Raw genomic sequence first — 22922 nt, 5'->3', positions numbered from 1 at the left:
GGTCAGCGCGGCGCCGGGGGCTGGAGCACCGGGTTGATCACCGTGGCCACCACCTTCTGGACGGCTTCGGGCTCGGGCGGCGCGCTCGTCCGATCGGCGTAGAGGAGATGTCCGGCGCCGACCAGGGCGGGGGCGAGGGCGCCGGTGTCGGCGTCCGGGACGATCCGGCCGAGGTCGCGTTCGGACGCGAGGTAGGACGCGATCATGGCGGTGGCGTCGGTCAGCAGGGGGACGCCGGTGGGGGTGTCCTCACGCAGGCGGGCGCGCAGACCGTCCCGGTAGATGATGAGGCCGACGATCGCGACGGCGACGGAGGTGAACAGGTCCGCGAGCACGACCGTGAGATTGCCGGCGACGGTCCCGGTCCCGGCGGAGGCGTGCAGGGCGGCGGCCTGGCCGTCGAGCCGGCCGATGCGGTCGCGGACGAGTTCGGCGAGGAACGCGTCGAAGTCGGTGAAGTGCCGGTGCAGGACGCCCTTGGCGCAGCCCGCCTCGGTGGTGACCGCCCTGCTGGTCAGCGCGGACGGGCCGTCCCGCAGCAGGACGCGCTCGGCGGCGGCGAACAGTTGCTCGCGCACGTCGCGGATCGCCGTTCCCGTCGGCACCACGCCCCCTTCCCCGCCGTGTCCTGGACGGACCGGCCTCACGCTAGACGAGTGGGCGAGTGCCCACTAATGTGGGCACATGCCCACTCTACCCTCGGAGCAGCCGAGTCCCCCGGTGTCGGAGCCCCATCGCCAGCGGAAGATGGCGGAGTCGTTCGGCGTGGACACCGAACGCTACGACCGCACCCGTCCCAGCTATCCCGACGCGCTGATGGAGCGGATCGTCGCCGCAAGCCCCGGGCCTGACGTCGTCGACGTTGGCTGCGGCACCGGCATCGTGGCCCGGCAGCTCCGCGCGGCGGGCTGCACGGTGCTCGGCGTCGAACCCGACGCGCGGATGGCCGAGTTCGCGCGGCGCGGCGGGTTCGAGGTCGATGTCGCGACATTCGAGGCATGGGACGACGCCGGACGCCGGTTCGACGCGGTCGTCGCCGGGCAGGCCTGGCACTGGGTGGACCCGGTCGAGGGCGCGGCCAAGGCGGCACGGGTGCTGCGGCCGGGCGGCCTGCTCGCGGTGTTCTGGCACATCTTCCAGATGCCGGACGAGGTGTTCGACGCGTTCGCGGAGGTCTACCAGCGGGTCGTGCCCGACTCGCCGGTCCCGGTCCAGGCGGCGAAGCAGCCGCTCAACGTCTACGAGCAGATGTCCGCCCGCATCTCCGACGGCATCCGCGACACGACCGGGTTCGGCGAGCCCGACCACTGGCGTTACGAATGGGAGAGGTACTACAGCCGGGACGAATGGCTCGACCAGATCCCGACCAGCGGCGTCCTCACCCAACTTCCCCCGGACAAACTGGCGGAAGTGCAGAAGAGCGTGGGCGCCGCTATCGACGGGATGGGCGGCGGCTTCACGATGCCCTACGTCACGGTGGCGGTCACCGCGTCCCGCCAGCCCTGACGTTCCGGGCCCCGGCGGTGGCCTCCCGGACCGCCGGGACGATCTCCTCGGCCCATCGTCCCAGCGTGACGTCCAGGGGGCCGCCGCCGACGGGGAAGAGGATGAAGCCGGACGCGCCGTGTTCCAAGACGGCGCCGGTCAGCTCCTCGATCCACTGGCCGGGGGAGCCGCCGATCCAGCGGCCGTCGCCGTCCCGGGTGGCCTTGAGCGGGGCCTCGGTGATGCGGCCGGGCAGGTTGTAGATCGTGGCGATGTCGGCGGGATCGCGCCCGGCGGCGGCCGCGGCCTCGTCGATGATCGGACGGGACGTCCGGTACCGCTCGCTCAGCCAGTCGGCGGCGCGCCCGGGCAGCCAGCCGTCCGCGAGCCTGCCGGTGACGGCCAGCGATCTCGCACCGACCGAGCCGGTCCAGATCGGCGGGATCGGAACCGGTGCCGGTTCCAGGTCGGTGACCTGGTAGAACTCGCCGTCGAAGGTCACCGGCCCGGTTCCGGAGCCGAGCCTCCTGATCAGCGTGATCGCCTCCTCGAAGGCGCGGACCGCGTCCCCCGGCGTCAGGCGCGGGACGCCGAGCCTGACGATGTCGTCCCAGGAGCCGCCCGCGCCCATGCCGAGGACGACCCGTCCGTCCGTCAGGGCGGACAGGGACGTGACCATGCGCGCGAGCATCGGCGCGGGACGGCTCGGCAGGTTGGTGACGTTCACCATCCCGGAGATGCGTGTCGTGCGGCCGAGAATCACGCTGGTGACCGCGTAGGCGTCCAGCCGGGCGGCGGCATAGGGGTGGTCGGAGACACTGAAAAGGTCGAGCCCCTGCCGATCGGCCTGCGCCGCGAGCCGCAGGGTCTCGGGCGCCGCCGCGATGGAGTTGTCGATTCCGATTCCGAACATGACATCTTCCTCAGGTAGTTCGCGTGCCGAATTATGAGTGCCGTACCCTGTGCGTATGAAGGCCGGAGCGGATCGGATGGGCGTCGTCACCGCACTGGTGCGCTCCTCATTCCTGGTGGACGCGGTGTACGCCGCGTCCGCGCGGGAATACGGGCTGACGCAGCAGCAGGGACAGCTGCTCTGCGTCCTGATGGCGCAGCCGTACGGGATGAGCGAGTTGGGCGCCATGCTCGGACTGGCGAAGTCGAGCCTCACCGGCCTCGTCGACCGGACGGCCCGCAACGGCCTGGTGCGCCGTGAGCCCGACCCGGAGGACCGCCGAGCCGCCCGCGTCGCGCTCACCGCGAAGGGCTCCGCCCTCGTGGCCGACTTCTACGCCGAAACCTGCCGCCGCATCGAAGCCCTGGCCAACGGCCTCGACGAGACCGAGCGCCAGACCCTCGCCGACCTGCTCGGCCGACTGGTGAGCGACAACGAGGTCCCGGTCGTCTTCATGGAAAAAGACGAGCCCTCCCCCTGACCCACCCGCCGCCGTCCCAAGCCCTAGCCGTGCCGCACCACTCGTCCGCGCCGCAGCAACGCATGGACGCGCCGCGACGCTCGAACGTGCGGCAACACGCGAACACGTGGTGACGCCTGGATGTGCGGCGATGCCCAGGTGTGTGGTGCTTCGTGCTCGTGCTCTGGGCGTGTGCACCGATCCTCCGCATGTCGTTCGTGCTACGAACCATATTGGTTCGTAGCACGAACTTCAAATGTGGAGGTCGAAGATGAGCTCCAGGCCGGCCTCCTCGTCCCACTGCTCGCCGTTGCGGGTGAAGCCGAAGCCCGCACGGTAGTCGCTGGGGACGCGGTGTTGTCGGAGCTGATCGTCGCGCGGACCGTCCGGACGGTGGGAGCGGCGCGGGCGTGCTCGATCAGCGCGGAGAGCATCGCCTTGGCGTACCGACGACCGTCTCGTTGTCCACGGGCTGCGGGCGGCCGTCGACCTCGGCGACGACCGCCAGCATTCGCTCCTCGACGTCGTGGCGGCGCTCGACGACGCGGTCGACGGTCGCGGCGAGGTCGTCGCGCTCGGCCTCGGCCAGGAACCCGACGTGCCCGAGGTTGACCCCGAGCAGCGGCGTGCCGGACGTGCGGGTCAGGTCGGCGGCGCGCAGCAGCGTCCCGTTCCCGCCGAGGACCATGACGACCGATCGGGACGACCGGCATCGCCTTGAGCTCCGGCCACACCACCCGCCCGCCCGCCGTCCTGAGCCGTCCGTCCCGGTTGCGGTACCTCTCCATACGACGGCCCCAGACAAGCCGCCCCACCGGCGCCCTCATCAGCCCGTAGGCGACGAGCTGCGGACGCGCAATCGGTCGCCGGTCGCGGTGGAGGTGCTGGACGGTACGTGAGGTCGTGGGCTGGCGGGGCCTGGTTGCGGGCGCGGGTCAGGCGGTGAGGTGTTCGGAGAGTTCGTGCAGGCGGGCGCGGGCGTTGGTGTCGTAGGCCTGGTCGTTCGCGCGGGATGCGTCCAGGCCGTTGAAGAAGCGGCCGGAGACGTCGTCGAGCGCCGGGTCGGTGACGAGGCGGTGGGTCGCGTGGACGCCCTCCTCCAGGCTGCTGATCGGCGAGGGCACCATCTTGGTCGGCATGAAGGTGGCCGGGTGCAGGGCGTTCGCGGTGACGCCCGTCCCGGCGAGTTCGGCGGCGAGGTCGATCGTGAACATGATCTGCGCGAGCTTGCTCTGCCGGTAGGCGCGGGTGCCGCTGTACCCGCGCGTGATCATCACGTCGTCGAAGTCGATCGGCTGCTGGCCGAGGCTGCTGACGTTGACGATCCGCGCGGGTGCCGAGGCGAGCAGGGTCGGCAGCAGGAGGCGGGTGAGCAGGTAGCCGGAGAGGTAGTTGACCGCGAAGCGCAGTTCGTGGCCGTCCGCGCTCTCCTGGCGTCCGTCCTCGGAGGCGAAGCCGATGCCCGCGTTGTTGACCAGGACGTCCAGGCGCGGGTGGTCGGCGCGGACGGCCTCGGCCAGCGTCCGTACCTCGGCGAGCGAGGACAGGTCGGCGCGGTACCAGGAGGCGCGTCCGCCGATCTCCTCCAGGGTGTCCTTGCCGCGCTGGTCGTCCCGGCCGTGGACGAGGACGGTGGCGCCCTCCGCCGCCAGTTCGGCGGCGAGGGCCCGGCCGAGGCCGTCCGTCGCGCCGGTGATGAGGATGGTCTGCTCGTTGATTGGACGCATCCCCCCATCGTGCTCGGCGCGCGCGCACGCTAACCAGGTTCTGCGGGTCGTGGTACTGGCGATAACCCCCTGGTCGGGTGGTAATCCCGGTTCCGCGGCGACCTAAGGTCGCGTGACGAACCTAGGGTCCGCCCGGCGGCTAGGGCCGGGCCAGGAAGTCCCTGACGAGCTTGACGAAATCGTCCGTAAGCTCCGCCATCGCTACATGGCCGGTGTCGAGTTCGGCGTATTCGCTTCCGGTGATGGCGGAGGACAGCGCACGGTGGTTCTCGACGGGAATCGTGGCGTCCCGCGTGCAGCCGATCACCAGAGTGGGGGATTCGATCCTGGGAAGGAGGGACCGGATGTCCAGCCGTAGGACGAGATCCACCTGGCGGAGCAGACCGTCGGTCGGACGCATGAACGTGGTGGCCTCCTCCACCGCGTCGTGGCCGATCTCGTTGAGGAACCGGCCGCTGTAGGCGAGGAGCGTGGCGTACCGTCCGAACGCTTCGGCGTTGTCCCCCAGCAGGAGCCAGGTGGTCATCATCTGCCGGACGTACTCGTCGTCGACGTGGGTCAGGCCCGCGACGGGCACGAGGCGCCGCACCAGGTCGGGACGGAGCGCGGCGGCGGCCGCGACGGTCGGCGCGCCCAGAGAGAAGCCGAGGAGGTCGACGGGCGCCGCGCCGGAGTCCTCGATGACCGCGATGACCTGGGCGGCGAGCGCCTCGATGGTCAGCGGCGCGCCGTCGTCCTCGGCGGGGTCGCTGCCGGCCAGGTCGGGGAGGATCACGGTGTACCGGTCGGCGAACCGGTCGATCAGGGCGTCCCACATGATCGAGCCGGGTCCGGCGCCGTGCACGAGGACGAGCGCGGGCCCCGACCCTTCGGTCCGGTAGGTGATACGGGCGTTTCCAACGGTGAGTGTCGTCATGCCTTCGACTTCAGCAGCGGTCGGCGGAGTTGAGGAGCGGACCGCTGTGGCTAGGACGGCCGATCCCAGGCTGAGGGGTTTTCGGACACCCGCCGGGCGCCGATCATAGGAATATGGACCGCCGTGAGCTCGCCGACTTCCTTCGCCGCTCCCGGGAGCGGCTGCGTCCACAGGAGGTGGGGCTGGCCGCCGGACCCCGGCGCCGGACGCCGGGGCTGCGCCGCGAGGAGGTCTCGCAGCTCGCGGGCATGTCGGCCGACTACTACATGCGGCTTGAGCAGGCACGGAGCCCGCAGCCCTCGACCCAGCTGCTCGGCGCGCTGGCCCGCGCGCTCCGGCTGACCGAGGACGAGCGCGACCACCTGTACGTCCTCGCCGGACACCGGCCGCCCGCCGGGCCGTTCGCGGGCGAGCACGTCCGGCCCGGCCTGCTCTACCTGCTGGACCGCCTCCAGGAGACGCCCGCGCAGATCATCGGTGATCTGGGAGACGTGCTGGCGCGGAACGCGATGGCGGAGTTCCTTTTCGGCTGCGTGTGCACGGTCGAGGAGCCCGACCGCAACATCGTGTGGCGCTGGTTCACGGACCCGTTCGTCCGGGAGGCCTATCCGGAGGACGAGCACGAGCTCTACAGCCGCATGCATGTCGCCGACCTGCGCGCCGCCGTGGCGCGCCGAGGCCCCGATGCGGCTGCATCCGCCCTGGTCAAGCGTCTACGGGAGGCGAGCGGGGAGTTCGCGCGGTTGTGGGAGCGGCACGAGGTCGCCGTTCACCGCACCAGTCGGATGCGGGTCCGGCACCCCGAGATCGGGATGATCGAGTTCGACACGGAGGCGCTGCTCACCCCCGCCGAGGACCAGCGGCTCTTCGTGTTCACGCCGCCGCCCGGCAGCCCGAGCATCGAGGCGCTTGAGCTGCTGCGCGTCATCGGGCCCGAGACCGTCCATCGAAGCCATATGTAGTTCATGAGGGCCCGGTTGTGCGTAGCCGGGCTACGGCCGTTCGTCTGGCGGCTCGTCCCCGTGTCTTGGGGGCGCGGTGTCGCTTCGCGATTGCCTACGCTTCGCTGTACTGGTCAGCTGACGCGTCCGCGTGGCGGCTCGGTCTGCTGGGCGGGCTTGAGGCGCCAGAGGGAGGTGACCTCGGCGGAGCGGGCGGCGTGCAGGGGGTCGTCGGGGTCGGCGGCGCGGGGGTGGGTGGGGGCGGTGTCGAGACGTCCGACGACCTCCAGGCCGGACGTCTCGATCATGCGGAGCAACTCGTCCCGGGTGCGGAGGCCCAGGTGTTCGGCCAGGTCGGACAGGATCAGCCAGCCTTCCCCGCCCGGCTCCAGATGGTCGGCGAGGCCCTGCAGGAAGCCGCGGAGCATGCGGTTGTCGGGGTCGTACACGGCGTGTTCCAGCGGCGACGTCGGTTTCGCGGGCACCCACGGTGGGTTGCAGACGATCAGCCCCGCGCGGCCGTCAGGGAACAGGTCGGCCCGGACGACCTTCACCCGGTCGGACGCGTCCAGGCGGTGGAGGTTCTCCTGGGCGCAGGCAAGCGCGCGCGGGTCCTGGTCCGTGGCGATGACGTGGTGCAGGCCGCGGCGTCCGAGAACGGCGGCCAGCACGCCGGTGCCGGTGCCGATGTCGAAGGCGACGGTCGTTTCGGGGAGCGGGGCCTGGGCGACCAGATCCACGTACTCGCCCCTGACCGGGGAAAAGACCCCGTAATGCGGGTGAATCCTGTCTCCGCCCAGCGCCTGTATGGGGACGCCCTTCTGCCGCCACTCATGCGCACCGATCAGCCCCAGCAATTCGCGTAGGGACGTCACGTATGGCTCGTCGCACGGCCCGTACGCTTCCGTGCACGCCTGGGCGACGTCGGGCGCGCGCCTGAGCGGAATGACATGTCCCGGCTCGAAGGGGATGAGGAGCATGCCCAGCGTCCGCGCGCGCTGGGCTCTCGCCTGGCGATAAAGGTGGAACGCCTGGGTCTGGGACGGTTCCGCGTCCTTCCGCCGCCGACGCCGTGGCGGGCGGTCGATCCGCCGCGCCAGCGCCGACAGAAGCTGCCGCGCGTTCTGGAAGTCGCCGCGCCACAGCAGCGCCGTCCCCTCGCAGGCCAGCCGGTACGCGTCGTCCGCGCGAGTCTCGTCGTCCGCGACCACGACACGGCGCGGCGGCGGCGCACCGTTCTCCGACCGCCACCGGACGCGGCGTTCCGCACCGTCCGCGTCACGCCAGCCGATGAAGGCCTCGTCCGTGCGGGCCGGTCCTTGGTTCACGTCGTCCAATCGCCGCTCATCGACAGTTCCGTGAGATCACCGCCGATCGTACGACCCCCGGGGGCGGGACGTAGCGAGGGCTCGGTGGGCTTGGGGGTCCGGACGGGTGGGAGGATCATTCGATGCGACTACCAGGGCCGATGCGTGTGATCAACGAGGGTGCGGCGTTCGTGCTGGAGCTCGTGGCGATCGGCGCGCTCGCCTGGTGGGGGTTCACGGCGGGGGACGGCGTGCTCGTCCATGTCGTCCTCGGGCTCGGGGCACCGGCGCTGGCGATCGTGTTGTGGGGACTGTTCGCCGCGCCCAAGGCCCGCTTCGCGGTGGCGCTGCCGTTCGTCCTGCTAGTAAAAGCGGTGGTGTTCGGAGCCGGTGCGTTGGCCCTCTACGGTGCCGGACGGCATGCGCTCGGGCCCGCTTTCGCCGTCGTCGCCCTGCTCAACACCGTCCTCGCCACCCTCGACCGCCATGCCCGTGAGGAGCCGCAGGTCAGGGGGCGGTGAGGTCGGCGCTCGATCGGTGGTCGGACGTCTCGGCCAGCTTTCGCAGCGCCTGCTCCGACGGCGAGCCCGGTTCGGCCGCGTAGAGCATCAGGCGGCTCAGGTCGGGGTCGCCGGGCAGGTGCAGGGTCTCGAACGGCAGGACGAGCGGCCCCACGTCCGGGTGGTGGAGCCGGGCCTCGCCGTGGGTGAGGTCCGTGACGTGGTGCGCGGCCCACAGCCGTCCGAACTCGGGGCTGCGCTCCCGCAGGGTGTCGATCAGGGACCGCAGGCGCGGGTCGTCCGGGTCCTGGCCCGACCGGAACCGCAGGTAGGCGACGTTGCGGCGCGCCACGGTCAGCCAGTTGTCGGCCAATCGGGCCTTGTAGTCGTTGTTGAGGTGGATCTGGTGCGACCAGGTCCGCTCGTCCGGCGGGACGTTCGCCAGGTCGACGAACACGGCGGCGGTGAGGCGGTTCCAGGCCACGACGTTGGTGTAGTGGCCGACGATGTAGGCGGGCGCGTGGTCGATGGCGTCCAGCAGGTGTTGGAGCGGGGCCCGCAGGCGAGGCGGTCGCGGGGCGTGCGCCCGGCGCGGCGGGTGAGCGAGGCGGTGCAGATGGACGTGCTCGTCGGCGTTCAGACGCAGCGCCCGCGAGATCGCGTCCAGTACCTCGGTGGACACGTTGTCGGCGGTGCCCTGCTCCAGGCGGATGTAGTAGGCGACGCTGACCCCGGCGAGCTGCGCGAGTTCCTCGCGGCGCAGTCCGGGGACGCGGCGACGGCCTCCGTAGGAGCGGACACCCACGTCCTCAGGTTGCAGGCGCGCACGCCGTGACCTGAGGAACTCGCCGAGCTCACCGTTCCTCGCCATGCGTGTGAGGCTAGCCGGTGAGCTTGCGCGGATGTCCGGTGGGAGGTTTCTCGTGAAACCTTCGGCGGCCGCCCGGATCATCCGGCGGGCTTCGCCGTGATGTCGCCGTTGCTGGTGGTCAGGTCGAGCCGGTGCGGGGCCGCCGGGTCGTTGGTGACGCTGATCTTGCGGTCGCCGTTGCTGGTGTGCGTGGTCACCTGGTAGCGCCCGGTCGGGACGGTGACGGTGATCGAGCCGTTGGACGTCCTGGCGCGAATGTTCTGCTGCGTGACGGGCGTCAGCCGGATCGCGCCGTTCGATGTCCGCGCCTCGATCTGGTCGCCCCTGAGGCCGGTGCCCTCGATGCGGCCGTTGGACGTGCGCACGTTGATCGGGCCGTTGACGCCGTCCATGTGGATCGATCCAGAGCTGGTGCGCACGTCGACCTTCCCCACCCGCGTCAGCTTGACCCGGCCGCTGGACGTCCCGCCGGAGACCGGGAGCCCGGCCGGAAGATCGACGGTGTAGCTGGCCGAGCAACCCGAGCCGCAGCCGTCCAGGATCAGGACGCCGTTCTCGACGCGGTGCGTCTCCCCCTTGGGGCGCTCCCCCCGGTACTTGAGCTCGCGGTGCAGGGACGTCTTGGCGGCGCCGCCGCGCAGCGTCACGCTCCCGGCGCCGTTGTCCAGCCGGACGGCGGTGATCTTGCCTTTCGGTGCGGCGTCGTCCTCGTAGGTCGACGCGAACGCCATGTCGGCCGCGCCGCAGGCGCTCAGCGTGGTCGCGGCGACCGCGACGGCGGCGATTGCGTAGAGCTGGCGACGCACGGGGTCCTCCTCGTTCAGGGTGATCACTGGAGAATCTAGGGAGCCGGAGGCCGGACGGTCGCCACGCCGGGGAGCCATGTCGGTTCTCACTCCCAGGTCTCCTGTCCTGCTACCGGTGGTGGTACCAACAGCGGAGGGCTGGGTAGGCGGGTGCGCGGCGGCGACTCTCGTCTTCATGACCTTCACTACAGCCGCGGTCCCCGCCACCGAGCGGATGTCGTCGCGGCACAAGCTGACCCTGACCCTCCTGCTCGGCGCGCAGTTCATGCTCGCCATCGACTTCTCGATCCTCAATGTGGCGCTGCCGGTCGTCGGCGAGGGCCTCGGTTTCGGCCTGGACCAGTTGCAGTGGATAGCGACCGCGTTCGCGCTGCCCGCCGCCGGGTTCACGTTGCTGTTCGGACGCGTCGCCGACCTGTTCGGACGCCGCCGGATGCTGCTCGCCGGAATGGCGCTGCTCGCCGTCGGGTCCCTCATCGGCGGGCTCGCGACAGCTCCGGCGGTGCTGCTGACCGGGCGCGTCCTGCAAGGGCTCGCCACCGCGATCGCGACCCCGGCCGCGCTCTCGCTGCTCATCACGTCCTTCCCCGAGGGGCCGCTGCGGACGCGGGCGCTCGGGCTCAGCGGGGCGCTGATGTCGGCCGGGTTCACGGTGGGCGCGATCCTCGGCGGCGTCCTGACCGACCTGCTGAGCTGGCGTTGGGCGTTCCTGGTCAACGTCCCGGTGGCAGTGGTGATCTTCGCCGTCACGCCCGCGCTGGTCGCCGAGAGCCGCGCGTCCGGAACCACCCGGTTGGACGTGCCCGGCGCGGTGACCGTGACCGGCGGGCTGCTCGCGCTGGTCTTCGGGGTCACCTCCGCGGGCGCGGACGGCTGGGGCGACCCGGTCGCGCTCGGCTCGCTGGCCGCGGCGGCCGTCCTGCTGGTCGCGTTCGGCCTGGTCGAGCGGCGGTCACCGGCTCCGCTCGCGCCGCCGCGCGTGCTGACGAGGCGCACGGTGACCTGGGGCAACGTCGGCGGGTTCGTGGCGTTCGCGACCGAGACCTCGCTGGTGTTCCTGATGACGCTCTACCTGCAACGCGTCCTCGGCTTCTCGGCGCTCACCACCGGTCTCGCGCTGGGCGTGCTCGGCGCCGGGACGTTCGCGGGCGGTGTCGCCGCGCCCCGGATCATGGCCCGCCTCGGCGGCCGGACGGCGCTCGCCGCCGGGCTCGTCCTCCAGGCCGCCGCGACGCTGGCGCTGATCGGCCTCGGGTCCTCGCGGGACGGGCTGGCGCTGCTGCTCGCCGCCACCGCGATCGGCGGGTTCGGGAACCTCGTCGCGATCGTCGCGTTCATGGGGATCGCGACCTCCGGGCTGCCGGACGGCGAACAGGGTCTCGCGACGGGGCTCGCCACCATGACGCAGCAGGTCGCCATCACGCTCGGCATTCCGGTGATGAGCGCGGTCGCGACGGCGGCCGGGCCGTCCGTCCTGACGGGGGTGCACACGGCGACGCTGGTCAATGCCATGATCGCGGTCGCGGGCGCCGTGCTCACCGCCGTGTTCCTGCGCCGCTCCTCGCACTGATCCGCCGCCCGCGCGTAAGGAGAACGCCATGGATCTCGAACTGGCCGGCAAGGTCTACATCGTCACCGGCGCGTCCGCCGGGATCGGCGAGGCCACCGCCCGCCTCCTCGCGGACGAGGGCGCGCACGTGGTCGGCGTCGCCCGGCGTCCGGCGGAGGGCGGCGTCGCCGCCGACCTGACCGACCCGTCCGCCGCCCAGCGGATCGTGGACACCGCCCTCGACCGGCACGGACGCCTCGACGGCCTGGTCAACAACGCCGGCGCCCTCGAATCGCGGGTCGGCTTCCTGGACGTCACCGACGCCCAGTGGCACGACACGTTCGAGCTGAACCTGCACGCCGCGATCCGCATGACCCGCGCCGCCCTGCCCGCGCTGATCGACCAGGGCGCGGGGAGCCTCGTCCACGTCGCGAGCGAGGCCGCCCGGTTCCCGGACACGCCGCTCGTCGATTACGCCGCGTCCAAAACCGCGATGCTGTCGGTGTCCAAGACGCTCGCGGGGGAGTTCGGACGCTGCGGCATCCGCTCCAACGTCGTCGTCCCCGGCCCGACCCGCACCCGCTTGTGGGACGCGCCGGGCGGGTTCGCCGACCAGCTCGCGGCCCAGTTCGGACTGCCGGTCGAGGACGCGATCGACCGGTTCGTCCGCGAGGAGCGGCGCCTGCCCGCCGCGCGCCTCGGTACCCCGCTGGACGTGGCGCGCGTCATCGCCTACCTGCTGTCCCCGCTGGCGGTCCAGGTCACGGGCGCGGAATGGGCCGTGGACGGCGGCGCACTCCGGCAACTCTGACCCGCACGCGGTCTGCCGAGCCAACGAGCCTCGGCAGACCGCCTGCGGGCTCGGCAGGCCGCCTGGCGGGCCGGGCAGGCCGCCTGTGGGCTTCGGCAGACTGCCTGCGGGGCTCGGCAGACCGCACGCGGGGTCCGGCAGACCGCTCGGGGGGTCCGACCCGGCCGACGTTCGGGTTTCAGCTGGGGACTTTGTCGAGGAAGCCGTGGACGCGGTCGACGCGCCCGTCCTCGGCGAAGACCACCACGTCGAACCCGACCGCCAGCGCCTCGCCGCCCTCGGGGCCGAGTTCCCAGGTGAAGCGGGCGATGTCGTGGTGGGCGTCCACGTCTCCCGCCAGGCGGAACACCAGGCCCGGGAACTGCTGCTGCGCGGCGCCGACGAAACCGTCCACGGCGTCGCGGCCCTCGGCCACGCCGAGCGGGTCGACGTAGACCGCGTTCTCCGTCCAGACCTCGTCGATGGCGGCGCGGCGCGCGGCCGGGTCGGTCTCGTTCCAGATGGCCAGGTACTGCTCGATACGCTGCTGGACGTCGCTCATGGTCTGCTCCCTTAGTGTTCGTCCGGGCTTGTCCGTCCCGGTGACCACTACGGTGCCAAGTGCGCGGCCGAAGATCGATTACCTGGGAGGTCATGCCGCGGCCCCCGCGACGTTGATGTCGGATTCTCGCTAGTGATGTGCCCTGGCCATAGGTGATGCTGGGGAGCATGCACGAGGACGTGGAAAGGTGCGTGCGGGCCGTCCAGTCGAAGGACGCGCGCTTCGACGGATGGTTCTTCACCGGGGTCGTGACCACCGGGATCTACTGCCGCCCGAGTTGCCCCGTCGTGCCGCCGAAGCCGGAGAACATGCGGTTCTATCCCAGCGCGGCGGCCGCGCAGCAGGCGGGGTTCCGGGCGTGCAAGCGCTGCCGTCCCGACACGTCGCCGGGCTCCCCCGAGTGGAACCACCGCGCGGACGTCGTCGCCCGCGCCATGCGGCTCATCGCCGACGGCGTCGTCGACCGTGAGGGCGTCCCCGGCCTCGCCGGACGGCTCGGATACAGCACCCGTCAGATCGAACGCCAGCTCAACGCGGAGCTGGGCGCGGGTCCACTCGCGCTGGCACGGGCCCAGCGCGCGCAGACCGCGCGGCTCCTGATCGAAACGACGCCCCTCCCCATGGGGGACGTCGCGTTCGCCGCCGGTTTCGCGAGCATCCGCGCGTTCAACGACACCGTGCGGGACGTCTTCGCGCTCACGCCCAGCCAGCTCCGTGACCGTGTCGCCAAGGGACACCCACCCGCGGGCTCTGGATCTCTGTCGTTGCGGCTACCGTTCCGCGCGCCGCTCTGCCCGGACAACCTGTTCGGCCACCTGGCCGCGACCGCCGTCCCCGGCGTCGAAGAGTGGCGGGACGGTGCGTTCCGTCGCACCCTGCGGCTACCCCATGGTCATGGTGTCGCGACACTTCGTCCGCAGCCCGACCATGTGGCCTGCACGCTCACGCTGAGCGACCTCCGCGACCTCACGATCGCGATCAGCCGCTGCCGCTGGATGCTCGACCTCGACGCCGACCCCGTCGCCGTCGACGACCTCCTCCGCGCCGATCCCGTGCTCGCTCCCCTGGTCGACAAGGCCCCGGGACGCCGCGTCCCGCGCACGGTGGACGCCCCGGAGTTCGCCGTCCGCGCCGTCCTCGGGCAGCAGGTGTCGGTCGCCGCCGCGCGCACACACGCGGCACGCCTCGTCACCGCCTACGGGGAGCCCGTCGCCGACCCTGCGGGCGGGCTGACGCACCTGTTCCCGACGCCTTCCGCCCTGGCAGAACTGGACCCGGAGACCCTCGCGTTCCCCCGATCCCGTCGCACGACCCTCACGTCGTTGGTAGCCGCCCTCGCGCAGGACGAAATCGACCTCGGCGTAGGGAGCGACTGGGAAAGGGCACGCAAGCGCCTGGCCGCACTCCCCGGCTTCGGCCCCTGGACCATCGAAACCATCGCTATGCGCGCACTCGGCGATCCCGACGCGTTCATTCCAGGGGACCTCGGTATACGCGCAGCCGCACGCGCACTCGACCTGCCCGTCACCCCGGCCGCCCTGATACGGCGTGCCACCGCGTGGCGCCCCTGGCGTGCCTACGCCGTCCAGTACCTGTGGGCAACGGGCGATCACGCCATCAACCTCCTCCCGGCTTAGAGAGGATCGACCCCATGACAACGACGCACGCCGTCCTGGACAGCCCGGTAGGGCCGCTCACCGCGGTCGTGACCGACGGTGGCCTGTCCGGCCTCTACATGCACCAGCAGCGACACCGTCCGGAAGAGGAGACCTTCGGAACGCCCGCCACGGACCCCGAACCGTTCAGGACCATCAGTGAGCAGCTCGACGCCTACTTCGCGGGCGACCTCACCGAGTTCGACGTCCCGCTGAACCTGCGCGGAACCCCCTTCCAGAACCTCGTCTGGACGGCGCTCCAGGGCATCCCCTACGGCGAGACGACCACCTACGGCGAACTCGCCGCCGAGATCGGCAGGCCCTCCGCGTCCCGCGCCGTGGGCCTCGCCAACGGCCGCAACCCGGTCAGCGTGATCGTCCCCTGCCACCGCGTGGTCGGCTCCACCGGCGACCTCACCGGCTACGGCGGCGGCCTGGAGCGCAAGCGCTTCCTGCTCGACTTCGAGCGCAGGACGAAGGGCGCCGCGGCCGCGCTCTTCTGACGGGAATGTCAGGGGGGCGGGATACCGTGCTTGACAGGGCTGGGGCTCCGGCCCTGTCGAAGTCGCGGAGGGGCAGGTCAAGGTGGAGTTCCGGGTCGACCGTCAGACGCTCGCCGAGGCCGTGGCGTGGGCGGCGCGGACGCTGCCGTCCCGCCCCGCGCTGCCGGTGCTCGCGGGCATGCTCATCGAGGTCACGACCGACGGCGAACTGACGCTGGCGGCCTTCGACTACGAGGTGTCCGCGCACTCCCGCGTCGAGGCGGACGTCGCCGATCCCGGACGAGCCCTCGTCCCGGGGCGGCTCCTCGCCGAGATCGTCCGGAACCTCCCCGCGCAGCCCGTGGAGGTCTTCACCAAGGCGTCCGAGGTGGTGCTCCGGTGCGGGCCCGCCGAGTTCGGCCTGCTCACGCTGCCCGTCGAGGACTACCCCACGCTCCCCGAGCCGCCCGCCCGCGCGGGCACCGTCCCCGGCGACCTCTTCGCCGCCGCCGTCGCCCAGGTCGTCCCGGCGGCGGGCCGCGACGACACCCTGCCCATGCTCACCGGCGTCCGCATCGACATCGAGGGCGACGCGATGTGGCTCGCCTGCACCGACCGCTACCGCATCGCCGCCCGCGAACTCACCTGGACCCCGTCCGACCCGGCGTTCACCGCGGGCGTCGTCGTCCCCGCCCGCACCCTCGCCGACACCGCCAAGGCCATCCGTCCCGGCGCCGAGGTCGCCATCGACCTCGCCGGCACCGCCGACACCCTCATCGGCGTCTCCGGCGGCGGCCGCAGCATGACCAGCCGCCTCCTGGACGACCAGTACATCAACTACAAATCCCGCCTGACCGGCACCTGGGTCTCCACCGCCGAGATCGACACAGCCCCCTTCACCGAGGCCCTCAAGCGCGCCGCCCTCGTCACCGAACGCGGCACCCCGATCCGGCTGTCGTTCACCACCGGCGAGGTCCGCATCAGCGCCGCATCCGGCGACTCCGCCCGCGCCAACGAGAGCCTCCCCGTCGACCTCACCGGCGACGACGTCGAGGTCGCCTTCAGCCCCCAGTACCTCCTGGACGGCCTGGCAGGCATCGACACCCCGCGAGCCCGCCTGGAATGCGCCGGCCCCACCAAGGCCGCCCTCCTCACCGCCATCTCCGAAGAGGAGGAATCCGCCGACACCGGTTACCGCTACCTGGTCATGCCCGTCCGCCTGACCTCCTGACCTCACCCAGCTCCCGGCCTCCGAGCGCCCATGGCCAAAGAAGACCAAGGACCACAAGCTCGTCGTCGTCCACGACGGCACCCTCGCCCGCATGACCGATGCGGAGAGCGTCTACCCCGGCCCGGAGACGACGGTTCTCGTTCACGCTCGCCCAGCGCCCCACACCGCGCCGCCATAACCGACGCCCCCCGCCTCCGGCGTGCCACAGCCAGTCCCAACCCAGGCGCCGCCCCTTACCCATTGGCGAAACCGAGCCGCAGGTCAGTAAGATGACCGGCGGGTTCATTAAAGCGACCACAACGGAGGGACCGGAATGCTGGAGCGGATCGTCGTCGATGAAGCCGTGCGCGCGCTGCGTCCCGACTTCGCGGTGCTGGTCATGACGGCCGAGGGCCTGGCGAACGGCCCCAGCGACGAGCAGTCGGCGGGCTGGCTGGCCGGGGCCGCCGCGAAGGCGGCCGACGACCCGCATGTGGAGGCGTGGCGCGAGGCGTACCGGGCGTTCGGCGCCAAACCGCAGCGGACCCGTCCCTCGGTGGACGCTCTGCTCCGCCGCGCCGACGCGCTGCCGTCCATCAACAGGGTCGTCGACGCCTACAACGCGGTCAGCGTCGAGTACGCGCTGCCGATCGGCGGCGAGGACCTCGACGCCTACCGGGGCCCCGCACGCCTGGTCAGGGCCACCGGCGACGAGCCGTTCGACGTGATCGCGGGCGGTGAACCCGCCATCGAGCACCCGACACCGGGCGAGGTCGTCTGGCGCGACGACGAGGGCGTGACGTGCCGCCGCTGGAACTGGCGCCAATGCGTCCGGACGCGCCTGACCGAGAACACGAAGAACGGACTGTTCCTCCTCGAACGCCTGGAGCCCTACTCCCTGGACCGCCTTGCCGAGGCGGGCGAGGAGCTCTCGACGCGCCTCCGCGCGATCTCGCCCGCCGTCCAGATCCAGAGCCGCCTCGTCGGCGGGCGGTGATGGTCACGATCCTCGCGCTCAGCGCGGCCCTCGCCTACGGCGTAGCGGACTTCCTCGGCGGCGCGGCGGCCCGCCGCTCGACCGCGCTGAAGGCCCTGGCCTGGTGCGTCCCGATGGGCTTGGCCGTCGTCCTGGTGGCCGCACTGCTCACCGGCGATGGCACCGGATGGGGCCCACTCACCTGGGGTTTCGGCGCGGGCCTCGCGGGCGGAACGGGCCTGATCACCTTCTACCGGGCGCTGGCGCGGGGCCCGATGAGCGTGGTCGCCCCGGTGTCCGCGCTGGCCGCCGCCGTCCTGCCGGTCGCCGTTGGCACGATGCAGGGCGAGCGCCTGGACGCGACGGTCCTCCTCGGAGTCCTCCTCTGCCTGGTCGCGATCGCCCTGGTCAGCATGGAGGCCGGCGGCACCGACGACACCGCCCCCGCCGCGTCCGGGTGGCGGCGCCTCCTGGACTCCGGCCCGCTGATGGCCGGGGTGTCCGGCGCCTGCTTCGGGATCTTCTTCATCCTCCTCAAGGAGGCCGGCGACGGCGGAGGCCTGTGGCCACTGGTCGCCGCCCGCGTCGGCAACGTGGTGATCGTCTTCGCGGCCCTCCTGTACCTGAAACTCTTCGCCGCCGCCGCAGACCCCGGCGCCCCCCGCACGACACGACGAACCTTGATCGCCCTAGCCCTCCTGTCGGGCGCCCTCGACGCCGGAGCGAACGCCCTCTACTTCATCGCCGTCCAGGACGGCATGCTCAGCCTCGCCGCCGTCCTCACGTCCCTCTACCCAGCGATCACGGTCCTCCTGGCCCGAATCGCCTACAGCGAGCGCCTCCGCACCGTCCAACGCCTAGGCATGGCCATAGCCGTAGCCGGCGTAGCCCTAGTAACCGTCGGCTGACCCCCCTCCCCTCCCTCACCAGCCTCGCGAAAGCCCAGGAACCGCGAACCCGCAGCGCGCCTGCCTTCACGAACCTCGTCACGAACCCTCTTCGGGACGATGAGGACTATGGCGCGGCGTTGATCGGGCCCTCCGTAGAGGTCAGGTTGCGAACCCTCGCAGGGGCGATGAGGACCCGGACGGCCAACGCCTACGAGATACTCCGCGTCGTGTTGCGAACCCTCGTGGGGGCGATGAGGACCCCATGGTAAAGCCGCTGGCTGGATGCCGCCTGGACGACCGCTCGTGGAGCGCGATTGCAGCAAGCCTCCGGTTGTGCACGAGCCCTCGGTGTGTCGCTGAAACGATCAGGACCGGCCTCGACGGTCCGAGGAGGAGCACGGGGCGGGTTGGCGGGGGCGGACGAGACTAGAACTGAGACTGGAAAGCGCTGAGGGCGGGACCGTTGGTCCCGCCCTCACAGCGTTCGGGTGGTTGGTGGCGGTGGTGGTGGGATTCGAACCCACGGAAGCTTGCACTTCACACGCTTTCGAGGCGTGCGCCCTCGTCCACTAGGCGACACCACCGCGGGGAAGCCTACCGGACTCTGCGGTGCGCGAAGAACTCGGTGAGCAGTGCGGCGCACTCGGGGGCCATCACCTCGGCGACGACCTCGGGGCGGTGGTTGAGGCGGCGGTCGCGGACGACGTCCCAGAGTGAGCCGACGGCGCCGGCCTTGAGGTCGACGGCGCCGTAGACGAGGCGGTCGAGACGGGCCTGGACGGCGGCTCCGGCGCACATCGTGCATGGTTCGAGGGTGACGACCAGCGTGCAGCCGGACAGGCGCCAGGTGCCCAGGGCGGACGCGGCGCGGCGCATCGCGACGATCTCCGCGTGGCCGGTCGGGTCGGCGGTGCGCTCGCGGTCGTTGTGGCCGGTGCCGATGATCTCGCCCGCGGCGTCCAGGACGACGGCGCCGACCGGGATCTCGCCGGTGTCGAAGGCCAGGCGCGCCTCGTCCAGCGCGCGGCGCATCGCCTTGTCAGTCACGGAGACGGTCGAACTCCTCGCCGAAACCGGCCTGCTCGGCGACCGCCAGCAGGGCGTCCCCGGGCAGTGCCCGCTCGCCGAGGTCGCTGAGCCGGCCGGGGTCGACGCCGAGGTCGTCCAGCAGGGCGGGGTCGCCGGCGGCGTCGCCGTCCGGGACCTCGCCGACGAGCTGGGTGAACAGCGAGCCGATGCCGTCCTCGCGGACGGTGGACACGTAGGCGCGGGGCTCGTCCTCCCCGTCCAGGCGCAGGACGGCGAACCAGTCGTCGTCCTGCTCGATCAGCAGCACCACGGGGTCGCCGTAGGACTCGAAGGCCGCCTCCCGCATCAGGTCGGCGACATCGTCCACGCCCTCGGCCTCGGCCAGGACGGCCTCGGTCCCGATCCAGCCCTGCGGGGTCCGCGCGAAGACGGCGGCGAAGTACGACACGTGGCCATTGTGGCCCAGGTGGTCGCTCCGATCACACCCCTGGCCAGCAAGGAGTCCGATTCGTTCGGTTCCCGGTGCGGGGTCAGGCGACGGTGTCCAGGGCGCGCTCGAAGGCGGTCGCGAAGCCGAGCCGGCCGGCGATGCTGAGGAGCATCTCATCGGGGTAGAGCTCCAGGTCGCCGGAGATCGCGCCGATCTCCATCTCGTCCAGGCCGAGGTCGGAGAAGATCGACATGTCGCCGACGGGGAGCACCTGGTCGAGCTCCTCGTCGTCGGGGATCGGGATGTCCAGATATTCCAGGACCTGCCCGGCCAGCGGCCAGTCGACCGAGGCGGTGACGTCCGACAGGAACACCATCACCTCGTCGCCCAGCAGCCGGATCGCGACGAAGAAGTCGTCGCCGACCGAAACGAGCCCGATGGTGCCGCCGAGGCTCGGCTGCTGGCGGAGGGCATGGATCAAGCCCGCCAGATCCCCGGTGAGGGCCACCGGGAGGATCTCGGCCTCCCAGCGCTCGTCTTCCCGGTACACCACGACGGCGAAGTCCGTCGCGTCAACATCCGTCATTTCCACCCCACCGGCGCGGTTCCTGCCAGGGCATGGTCGCAGATGCGGCGCGCCCTCGCGTGCCCCACGGCCAAACTCGCCACCGCACCCGAGTGTGAGATCGGGAGTCAGTGCCGCATTTCCGGCGCACGATGTAGAAAGCTACTGGATGTCCGTCAGTTCAGGCGGAAGGTCCGGCGGCGGAGTGCCGCGTGAATCCGCGCTCGGCGGGAGCGGTGCGGGGTGACGCGTCGGCGCAGCTCGCGGGCTTCGGCGAGTTCCCGCAGGAAGATCGCACGTCGGCGCAGGCGCTCGCGCACCTCTTCGGGGGATATGTCGCTTTGCTGGACGGGACGGGCGTCGCCGTCCGACCCGGCTGTGACTTCGGTCACCGCGGGCTCGGGAAGTTCGGGCACGGGCTCGCGGAGCCGCGCCGGCGGTGTCGGCTGCTGATCACTCTCGCTGCTCATATCGGCATACTGCCCAGCTCAGGGACGTCCTATCCTGCTTCGGCACGGGACTGGCAGGCGTTGCACGGTGGGCTACGGTGAGCGGATGCAGACCCTCGCCGTCGACCACCCGCTCGTCGCGCACAAGCTCACCACGCTGCGGGACGTGCGCACGGACTCGCCCACGTTCCGCCGGTTGGCGGACGAACTGGTCACCCTCCTGGCATACGAGGCTACCCGCGACGTCAGGGTCGTCGAGGCGACCGTCCAGACGCCGCTCGTGCAGGCGCGGGGCGTCCAGCTCGCGAGCCCGAAGCCGCTGGTCGTGCCGATCCTGCGCGCGGGCCTCGGGATGCTGGACGGTATGACGCGGCTGCTGCCCACCGCCGAGGTCGGCTTCCTCGGCATGATCCGCGACGAGGGCACCCTCCAGGCCCAGACGTACGCGACGCGCCTCCCGGACGATCTTTCCGGCAGGCAGTGCTACGTCCTGGACCCGATGCTCGCCACCGGCGGGACGCTCGCGGCCGCGATCCAGTTGCTGCTCGACCGCGGCGCCGATCACGTCACCGCCCTCTGCCTGCTCGCCGCCCCCGAGGGGCTGAAGTGCCTGGAGCAGGCCTTCGCCGACACGGTCGCCCCCATCCGGGTCGTCACCGCCGCGATCGACTCGCATCTGAACGAGCAGGGCTTCATCATGCCCGGGCTCGGCGACGCCGGAGACCGCCTCTACGGCGTCGTCTGACCTCAGGACGTTCAGGATTCGTTCGCGAATGGGACGACGAATGTTCGTTCCAGGTGGCAAGGGGTAATAACGCGCTACGGAACGTCAGTGCGCGTTCCCCTCCGCCGTCCCGGCACAGGGGACCGTTTCGGACCGGGCGGCGCGAGCGAGGCCGAGGAATCGTGATGGCTCACCAAGGGGATGGCGAGCGCTACGCCGCGATCGGCGAGCGGCTGGGCGAGGAGTTCGACGGGGTGCACGGGGGCGAGACGGTGGCCCGCTGCGTGTCCGCCGCGCGATACGGAGCCGAGGAGGTCACGGGGGCGGCGCCGCCCGATCTGGTCGAACGGATCGCGCGCCGGCATCTGGAGGTGCTCGCCACGGTGGCCGCCGAGAAACGGCGCCGGGCACGCCGCTCCTCCCTCGACAACGCACCATGACGCGTCCGCGCGGGACGTCGCCGTCGTGGCGGCGTGGCGCGGTTCGTGCCGTGAGCGTGGGCTAAGGAGTCGCGCCAACGCGCCATAGTCCTTGCTTTGCCGGTGATGCGGGCTGTGCGAAACTGAACCGGGGTTCGTGACGCTCCGGGAGGCAGCCTTGCCCGCAGGGAAGTACATGACATGGGCCGCCGCGGCCTTCGTGCCCGTGGCGGGTTCGCCGGCCGCCCTCGTCCGCTCGCTCGGCTGAGGCCCGGATGAGGCTCGTCACCCCCGGAGACTCCGCCCCCGCGTCCGTCAACAAGTACCTCCTTCCGCACGAGAACCAGGTCATCACCGTCCGGCGGCACCCGGCGGTGCTGATGGTGCCGGTCGGGTTCCTGCTCGGCGGGCTGATCGTCGCGAGCATCCTGAGCAACACCGCCGGGGGCGGCGGCTCGGCCATCTCGTGGATCTGGTGGGCCTGGCTGATCCTGCTCGCCTGGTTCGTCTGGCGGGTCGCGGAATGGTCGGTCGACTACTTCGTGATCACCAACCAGCGCATGCTGCTGACCACCGGCCTCATCACGCGCAAGGTCGCGATGATGCCGCTGGCCAAGGTGACCGACATGAGCTTCAAGCGCACGATCGCCGGACGCATGCTTGGTTACGGCGAGTTCGTCCTGGAGTCCGCCGGCCAGGACCAGGCCCTGTCCACCGTCGAGTACCTCCCCTACCCGGAGCAGCTGTACCTGGAGGTATGCGAAATGATCTTCCCCAACAAGAACCCCTCCGACGACTGACGGCCCGTCCATGCGACCCGCGTTCCGCTCGGAGAGCGCCACGCGGGACGAGCGAGCCGCGCCCCGGGTGGCCGATCGGCCTGCGGTTTTCCAAGTGGATGGGCCGGTATCCCGGGTTTACCGGCGATCTTGGGGGGATCGTCGGATACGGTCGGAGGCGAAAGGCGTCGCGATCGCCGGGCGGACCCGGCGGGCCGCCGACCCGTCCGCAGGCCGTGCGCAGGGGCGCGGCAGGACAGCGCGGACGGACGCGGCGGGCCGCGCGGGGCGGGCCGAACCGCCGTCGAACCGGCACCGCGCGACGCTCGAACCACCGGTCCAAGGGGGGTGGACAGGTCTGAACGCGCGGGTGCCTGTCTTGCCGCTTCGTTACTCTCGATGTGCGATAACCCGCAATGTGCAATCATGTCGGCACCCCAGCCGCCTG

26 protein-coding genes, 1 tRNA gene and 1 pseudogene are annotated in these 22922 nt (G+C 71.5%); 14 read left to right on the top strand and 14 right to left on the bottom strand.

The genetic code is table 11. From position 1 onward, the window contains the following. Positions 1-2: 2 nt before the first annotated feature. On the bottom strand, positions 3-605 hold the full coding sequence (locus tag K2F47_RS28140) for a TetR/AcrR family transcriptional regulator (protein ID WP_242908568.1): 603 nt from the start codon (positions 603-605) through the stop codon (positions 3-5). A gap of 79 nt (positions 606-684) precedes the next feature. Between K2F47_RS28140 and K2F47_RS28135 the strand changes: the two genes are divergently transcribed. Continuing rightward, positions 685-1506 (top strand): class I SAM-dependent methyltransferase, encoded by an 822-nt coding sequence (locus K2F47_RS28135; RefSeq protein WP_242908566.1) that lies wholly within the window; start codon positions 685-687, stop codon positions 1504-1506. On the opposite strand, the gene K2F47_RS28130 is transcribed toward K2F47_RS28135, so the two are convergent. Further along, positions 1484-2398, bottom strand: a complete 915-nt coding sequence (locus tag K2F47_RS28130) for an LLM class flavin-dependent oxidoreductase (protein ID WP_242908564.1) — start codon at positions 2396-2398, stop codon at positions 1484-1486. The genes K2F47_RS28135 and K2F47_RS28130 overlap by 23 nt on opposite strands. Before the next feature lie 55 nt (positions 2399-2453). On the opposite strand from K2F47_RS28130, the gene K2F47_RS28125 reads away from it, so the two are divergent. Continuing rightward, positions 2454-2918, top strand: coding sequence for a MarR family winged helix-turn-helix transcriptional regulator (locus K2F47_RS28125; RefSeq protein ID WP_242908562.1), 465 nt, complete (start codon positions 2454-2456; stop codon positions 2916-2918). Positions 2919-3378: 460 nt separating this feature from the next. On the opposite strand, the pseudogene K2F47_RS40950 reads toward K2F47_RS28125, so the two are convergent. The 3 genes and pseudogenes from K2F47_RS40950 to K2F47_RS28110 form a co-directional block, all read right to left on the bottom strand. Continuing rightward, positions 3379-3702: pseudogene (locus K2F47_RS40950) on the bottom strand (NAD(+)/NADH kinase); the annotation flags it as partial. A 130-nt stretch (positions 3703-3832) separates the two neighbouring features. Beyond that, positions 3833-4624, bottom strand: coding sequence for an SDR family NAD(P)-dependent oxidoreductase (locus tag K2F47_RS28115; RefSeq protein ID WP_242908560.1), 792 nt, complete (start codon positions 4622-4624; stop codon positions 3833-3835). Between the two features lie 139 nt (positions 4625-4763). Further along, positions 4764-5540 (bottom strand): alpha/beta fold hydrolase, encoded by a 777-nt coding sequence (locus K2F47_RS28110; RefSeq protein ID WP_242908558.1) that lies wholly within the window; start codon positions 5538-5540, stop codon positions 4764-4766. 113 nt (positions 5541-5653) lie between these two features. Between K2F47_RS28110 and K2F47_RS28105 the strand changes: the two genes are divergently transcribed. Further along, positions 5654-6502 carry a helix-turn-helix transcriptional regulator gene (locus K2F47_RS28105; protein WP_242908556.1) on the top strand — a complete coding sequence of 283 codons (849 nt, stop codon included), beginning with the start codon at positions 5654-5656 and terminating at the stop codon, positions 6500-6502. 113 nt (positions 6503-6615) lie between these two features. Here the strand turns inward: K2F47_RS28105 and K2F47_RS28100 are convergent, their stop codons facing one another. Continuing rightward, positions 6616-7809, bottom strand: a complete 1194-nt coding sequence (locus K2F47_RS28100; protein WP_443611976.1) for a methyltransferase — start codon at positions 7807-7809, stop codon at positions 6616-6618. A gap of 122 nt (positions 7810-7931) precedes the next feature. Between K2F47_RS28100 and K2F47_RS28095 the strand changes: the two genes are divergently transcribed. Then, on the top strand, positions 7932-8309 hold the full coding sequence (locus tag K2F47_RS28095; RefSeq protein ID WP_242908554.1) for a YrdB family protein: 378 nt from the start codon (positions 7932-7934) through the stop codon (positions 8307-8309). Here K2F47_RS28095 and K2F47_RS28090 read toward each other — a convergent pair. Both K2F47_RS28090 and K2F47_RS28085 read right to left on the bottom strand, forming a co-directional pair. Then, positions 8296-9159, bottom strand: coding sequence for a helix-turn-helix domain-containing protein (locus K2F47_RS28090; RefSeq protein WP_242908553.1), 864 nt, complete (start codon positions 9157-9159; stop codon positions 8296-8298). The two genes, K2F47_RS28095 and K2F47_RS28090, sit on opposite strands and share 14 nt — an antisense overlap. 77 nt (positions 9160-9236) lie before the next feature. Beyond that, positions 9237-10043 carry a DUF4097 family beta strand repeat-containing protein gene (locus tag K2F47_RS28085; protein ID WP_242908552.1) on the bottom strand — a complete coding sequence of 269 codons (807 nt, stop codon included), beginning with the start codon at positions 10041-10043 and terminating at the stop codon, positions 9237-9239. Here K2F47_RS28085 and K2F47_RS28080 point away from each other — a divergent pair. Together K2F47_RS28080 and K2F47_RS28075 are read left to right on the top strand one after the other, a co-directional pair. After that, the gene (locus tag K2F47_RS28080) at positions 10042-11535 is read left to right on the top strand and encodes an MFS transporter (RefSeq protein WP_242908551.1); all 1494 of its coding nucleotides are present in this window, start codon (positions 10042-10044) and stop codon (positions 11533-11535) included. The genes K2F47_RS28085 and K2F47_RS28080 overlap by 2 nt on opposite strands. A gap of 28 nt (positions 11536-11563) precedes the next feature. Then, positions 11564-12325: an SDR family NAD(P)-dependent oxidoreductase gene (locus tag K2F47_RS28075; protein ID WP_242908550.1), complete on the top strand. Its 762-nt coding sequence runs from the start codon at positions 11564-11566 to the stop codon at positions 12323-12325. A gap of 178 nt (positions 12326-12503) precedes the next feature. Here K2F47_RS28075 and K2F47_RS28070 read toward each other — a convergent pair whose 3' ends face one another. Next, positions 12504-12866, bottom strand: coding sequence for a nuclear transport factor 2 family protein (locus K2F47_RS28070; protein ID WP_242908548.1), 363 nt, complete (start codon positions 12864-12866; stop codon positions 12504-12506). A gap of 167 nt (positions 12867-13033) precedes the next feature. On the opposite strand from K2F47_RS28070, the gene K2F47_RS28065 reads away from it, so the two are divergent. From K2F47_RS28065 to K2F47_RS28045, 5 genes are all read left to right on the top strand, one after another. Then, entirely contained in the window at positions 13034-14503 is a 1470-nt protein-coding gene (locus K2F47_RS28065; RefSeq protein WP_242908546.1) for a DNA-3-methyladenine glycosylase 2 family protein, read from the top strand. Between the two features lie 14 nt (positions 14504-14517). Further along, a complete protein-coding gene (locus K2F47_RS28060) occupies positions 14518-15024 on the top strand; it encodes a methylated-DNA--[protein]-cysteine S-methyltransferase (RefSeq protein WP_242908544.1) in 507 nt (168 codons plus the stop codon). An 82-nt stretch (positions 15025-15106) separates the two neighbouring features. Next, positions 15107-16234, top strand: coding sequence for a DNA polymerase III subunit beta (dnaN, locus tag K2F47_RS28055; RefSeq protein ID WP_242908542.1), 1128 nt, complete (start codon positions 15107-15109; stop codon positions 16232-16234). A gap of 313 nt (positions 16235-16547) precedes the next feature. Next, entirely contained in the window at positions 16548-17210 is a 663-nt protein-coding gene (locus K2F47_RS28050) for a B3/B4 domain-containing protein (RefSeq protein ID WP_242908540.1), read from the top strand. Beyond that, positions 17210-18097: an EamA family transporter gene (locus tag K2F47_RS28045; protein WP_242908538.1), complete on the top strand. Its 888-nt coding sequence runs from the start codon at positions 17210-17212 to the stop codon at positions 18095-18097. The genes K2F47_RS28050 and K2F47_RS28045 overlap by 1 nt, the downstream gene beginning before the upstream one ends. A 478-nt stretch (positions 18098-18575) precedes the next feature. On the opposite strand, the gene K2F47_RS28040 is transcribed toward K2F47_RS28045, so the two are convergent. From K2F47_RS28040 to K2F47_RS28020, 5 genes are all read right to left on the bottom strand, one after another. After that, positions 18576-18663 (bottom strand) — tRNA-Ser (locus tag K2F47_RS28040). A 10-nt stretch (positions 18664-18673) separates the two neighbouring features. After that, positions 18674-19111, bottom strand: a complete 438-nt coding sequence (tadA, locus tag K2F47_RS28035) for a tRNA adenosine(34) deaminase TadA (protein WP_242908817.1) — start codon at positions 19109-19111, stop codon at positions 18674-18676. A 7-nt stretch (positions 19112-19118) separates the two neighbouring features. After that, a complete protein-coding gene (locus tag K2F47_RS28030) occupies positions 19119-19556 on the bottom strand; it encodes a tRNA adenosine deaminase-associated protein (protein WP_242908536.1) in 438 nt (145 codons plus the stop codon). An 82-nt stretch (positions 19557-19638) separates the two neighbouring features. After that, complete coding sequence (locus tag K2F47_RS28025) at positions 19639-20124, bottom strand: tRNA adenosine deaminase-associated protein (protein ID WP_242908534.1); 486 nt, start codon at positions 20122-20124, stop codon at positions 19639-19641. A 155-nt stretch (positions 20125-20279) separates the two neighbouring features. Next, on the bottom strand, positions 20280-20573 hold the full coding sequence (locus K2F47_RS28020) for a hypothetical protein (protein WP_242908532.1): 294 nt from the start codon (positions 20571-20573) through the stop codon (positions 20280-20282). An 85-nt stretch (positions 20574-20658) separates the two neighbouring features. Here K2F47_RS28020 and upp point away from each other — a divergent pair, with 85 nt between their 5' ends. The 3 genes from upp (at position 20659) to K2F47_RS28005 (ending at position 22495) form a co-directional block, all read left to right on the top strand. Continuing rightward, positions 20659-21297: a uracil phosphoribosyltransferase gene (gene upp / locus K2F47_RS28015; RefSeq protein ID WP_242908530.1), complete on the top strand. Its 639-nt coding sequence runs from the start codon at positions 20659-20661 to the stop codon at positions 21295-21297. 164 nt (positions 21298-21461) lie between these two features. Continuing rightward, on the top strand, positions 21462-21716 hold the full coding sequence (locus K2F47_RS28010; protein WP_242908528.1) for a hypothetical protein: 255 nt from the start codon (positions 21462-21464) through the stop codon (positions 21714-21716). A gap of 254 nt (positions 21717-21970) precedes the next feature. Continuing rightward, positions 21971-22495, top strand: a complete 525-nt coding sequence (locus K2F47_RS28005) for a PH domain-containing protein (RefSeq protein ID WP_156217159.1) — start codon at positions 21971-21973, stop codon at positions 22493-22495. Positions 22496-22922: the final 427 nt, after the last annotated feature.

Source organism: Actinomadura terrae (assembly GCF_022751215.1).
Lineage (GTDB): Bacteria > Actinomycetota > Actinomycetes > Streptosporangiales > Streptosporangiaceae > Spirillospora > Spirillospora terrae.
This window is presented reverse-complemented; position numbering and strand designations above follow the sequence as displayed.

Coding starts and splice junctions, on each gene's coding strand:
- K2F47_RS28135 (WP_242908566.1), top strand. CDS start 685: ATGCCCACTCTACCCTCGGAGCAGCCGAGTCCCCCGGTGTCGGAGCCC.
- K2F47_RS28130 (WP_242908564.1), bottom strand. CDS start 2,398: ATGTTCGGAATCGGAATCGACAACTCCATCGCGGCGGCGCCCGAGACC.
- K2F47_RS28125 (WP_242908562.1), top strand. CDS start 2,454: ATGAAGGCCGGAGCGGATCGGATGGGCGTCGTCACCGCACTGGTGCGC.
- K2F47_RS28115 (WP_242908560.1), bottom strand. CDS start 4,624: ATGCGTCCAATCAACGAGCAGACCATCCTCATCACCGGCGCGACGGAC.
- K2F47_RS28110 (WP_242908558.1), bottom strand. CDS start 5,540: ATGACGACACTCACCGTTGGAAACGCCCGTATCACCTACCGGACCGAA.
- K2F47_RS28105 (WP_242908556.1), top strand. CDS start 5,654: ATGGACCGCCGTGAGCTCGCCGACTTCCTTCGCCGCTCCCGGGAGCGG.
- K2F47_RS28095 (WP_242908554.1), top strand. CDS start 7,932: ATGCGACTACCAGGGCCGATGCGTGTGATCAACGAGGGTGCGGCGTTC.
- K2F47_RS28090 (WP_242908553.1), bottom strand. CDS start 9,159: ATGGCGAGGAACGGTGAGCTCGGCGAGTTCCTCAGGTCACGGCGTGCG.
- K2F47_RS28080 (WP_242908551.1), top strand. CDS start 10,042: ATGTCGGTTCTCACTCCCAGGTCTCCTGTCCTGCTACCGGTGGTGGTA.
- K2F47_RS28085 (WP_242908552.1), bottom strand. CDS start 10,043: ATGGCTCCCCGGCGTGGCGACCGTCCGGCCTCCGGCTCCCTAGATTCT.
- K2F47_RS28075 (WP_242908550.1), top strand. CDS start 11,564: ATGGATCTCGAACTGGCCGGCAAGGTCTACATCGTCACCGGCGCGTCC.
- K2F47_RS28070 (WP_242908548.1), bottom strand. CDS start 12,866: ATGAGCGACGTCCAGCAGCGTATCGAGCAGTACCTGGCCATCTGGAAC.
- K2F47_RS28065 (WP_242908546.1), top strand. CDS start 13,034: ATGCACGAGGACGTGGAAAGGTGCGTGCGGGCCGTCCAGTCGAAGGAC.
- K2F47_RS28060 (WP_242908544.1), top strand. CDS start 14,518: ATGACAACGACGCACGCCGTCCTGGACAGCCCGGTAGGGCCGCTCACC.
- K2F47_RS28050 (WP_242908540.1), top strand. CDS start 16,548: ATGCTGGAGCGGATCGTCGTCGATGAAGCCGTGCGCGCGCTGCGTCCC.
- K2F47_RS28045 (WP_242908538.1), top strand. CDS start 17,210: ATGGTCACGATCCTCGCGCTCAGCGCGGCCCTCGCCTACGGCGTAGCG.
- tadA (WP_242908817.1), bottom strand. CDS start 19,111: ATGCGCCGCGCGCTGGACGAGGCGCGCCTGGCCTTCGACACCGGCGAG.
- K2F47_RS28025 (WP_242908534.1), bottom strand. CDS start 20,124: ATGACGGATGTTGACGCGACGGACTTCGCCGTCGTGGTGTACCGGGAA.
- K2F47_RS28020 (WP_242908532.1), bottom strand. CDS start 20,573: ATGAGCAGCGAGAGTGATCAGCAGCCGACACCGCCGGCGCGGCTCCGC.
- upp (WP_242908530.1), top strand. CDS start 20,659: ATGCAGACCCTCGCCGTCGACCACCCGCTCGTCGCGCACAAGCTCACC.
- K2F47_RS28010 (WP_242908528.1), top strand. CDS start 21,462: ATGGCTCACCAAGGGGATGGCGAGCGCTACGCCGCGATCGGCGAGCGG.
- K2F47_RS28005 (WP_156217159.1), top strand. CDS start 21,971: ATGAGGCTCGTCACCCCCGGAGACTCCGCCCCCGCGTCCGTCAACAAG.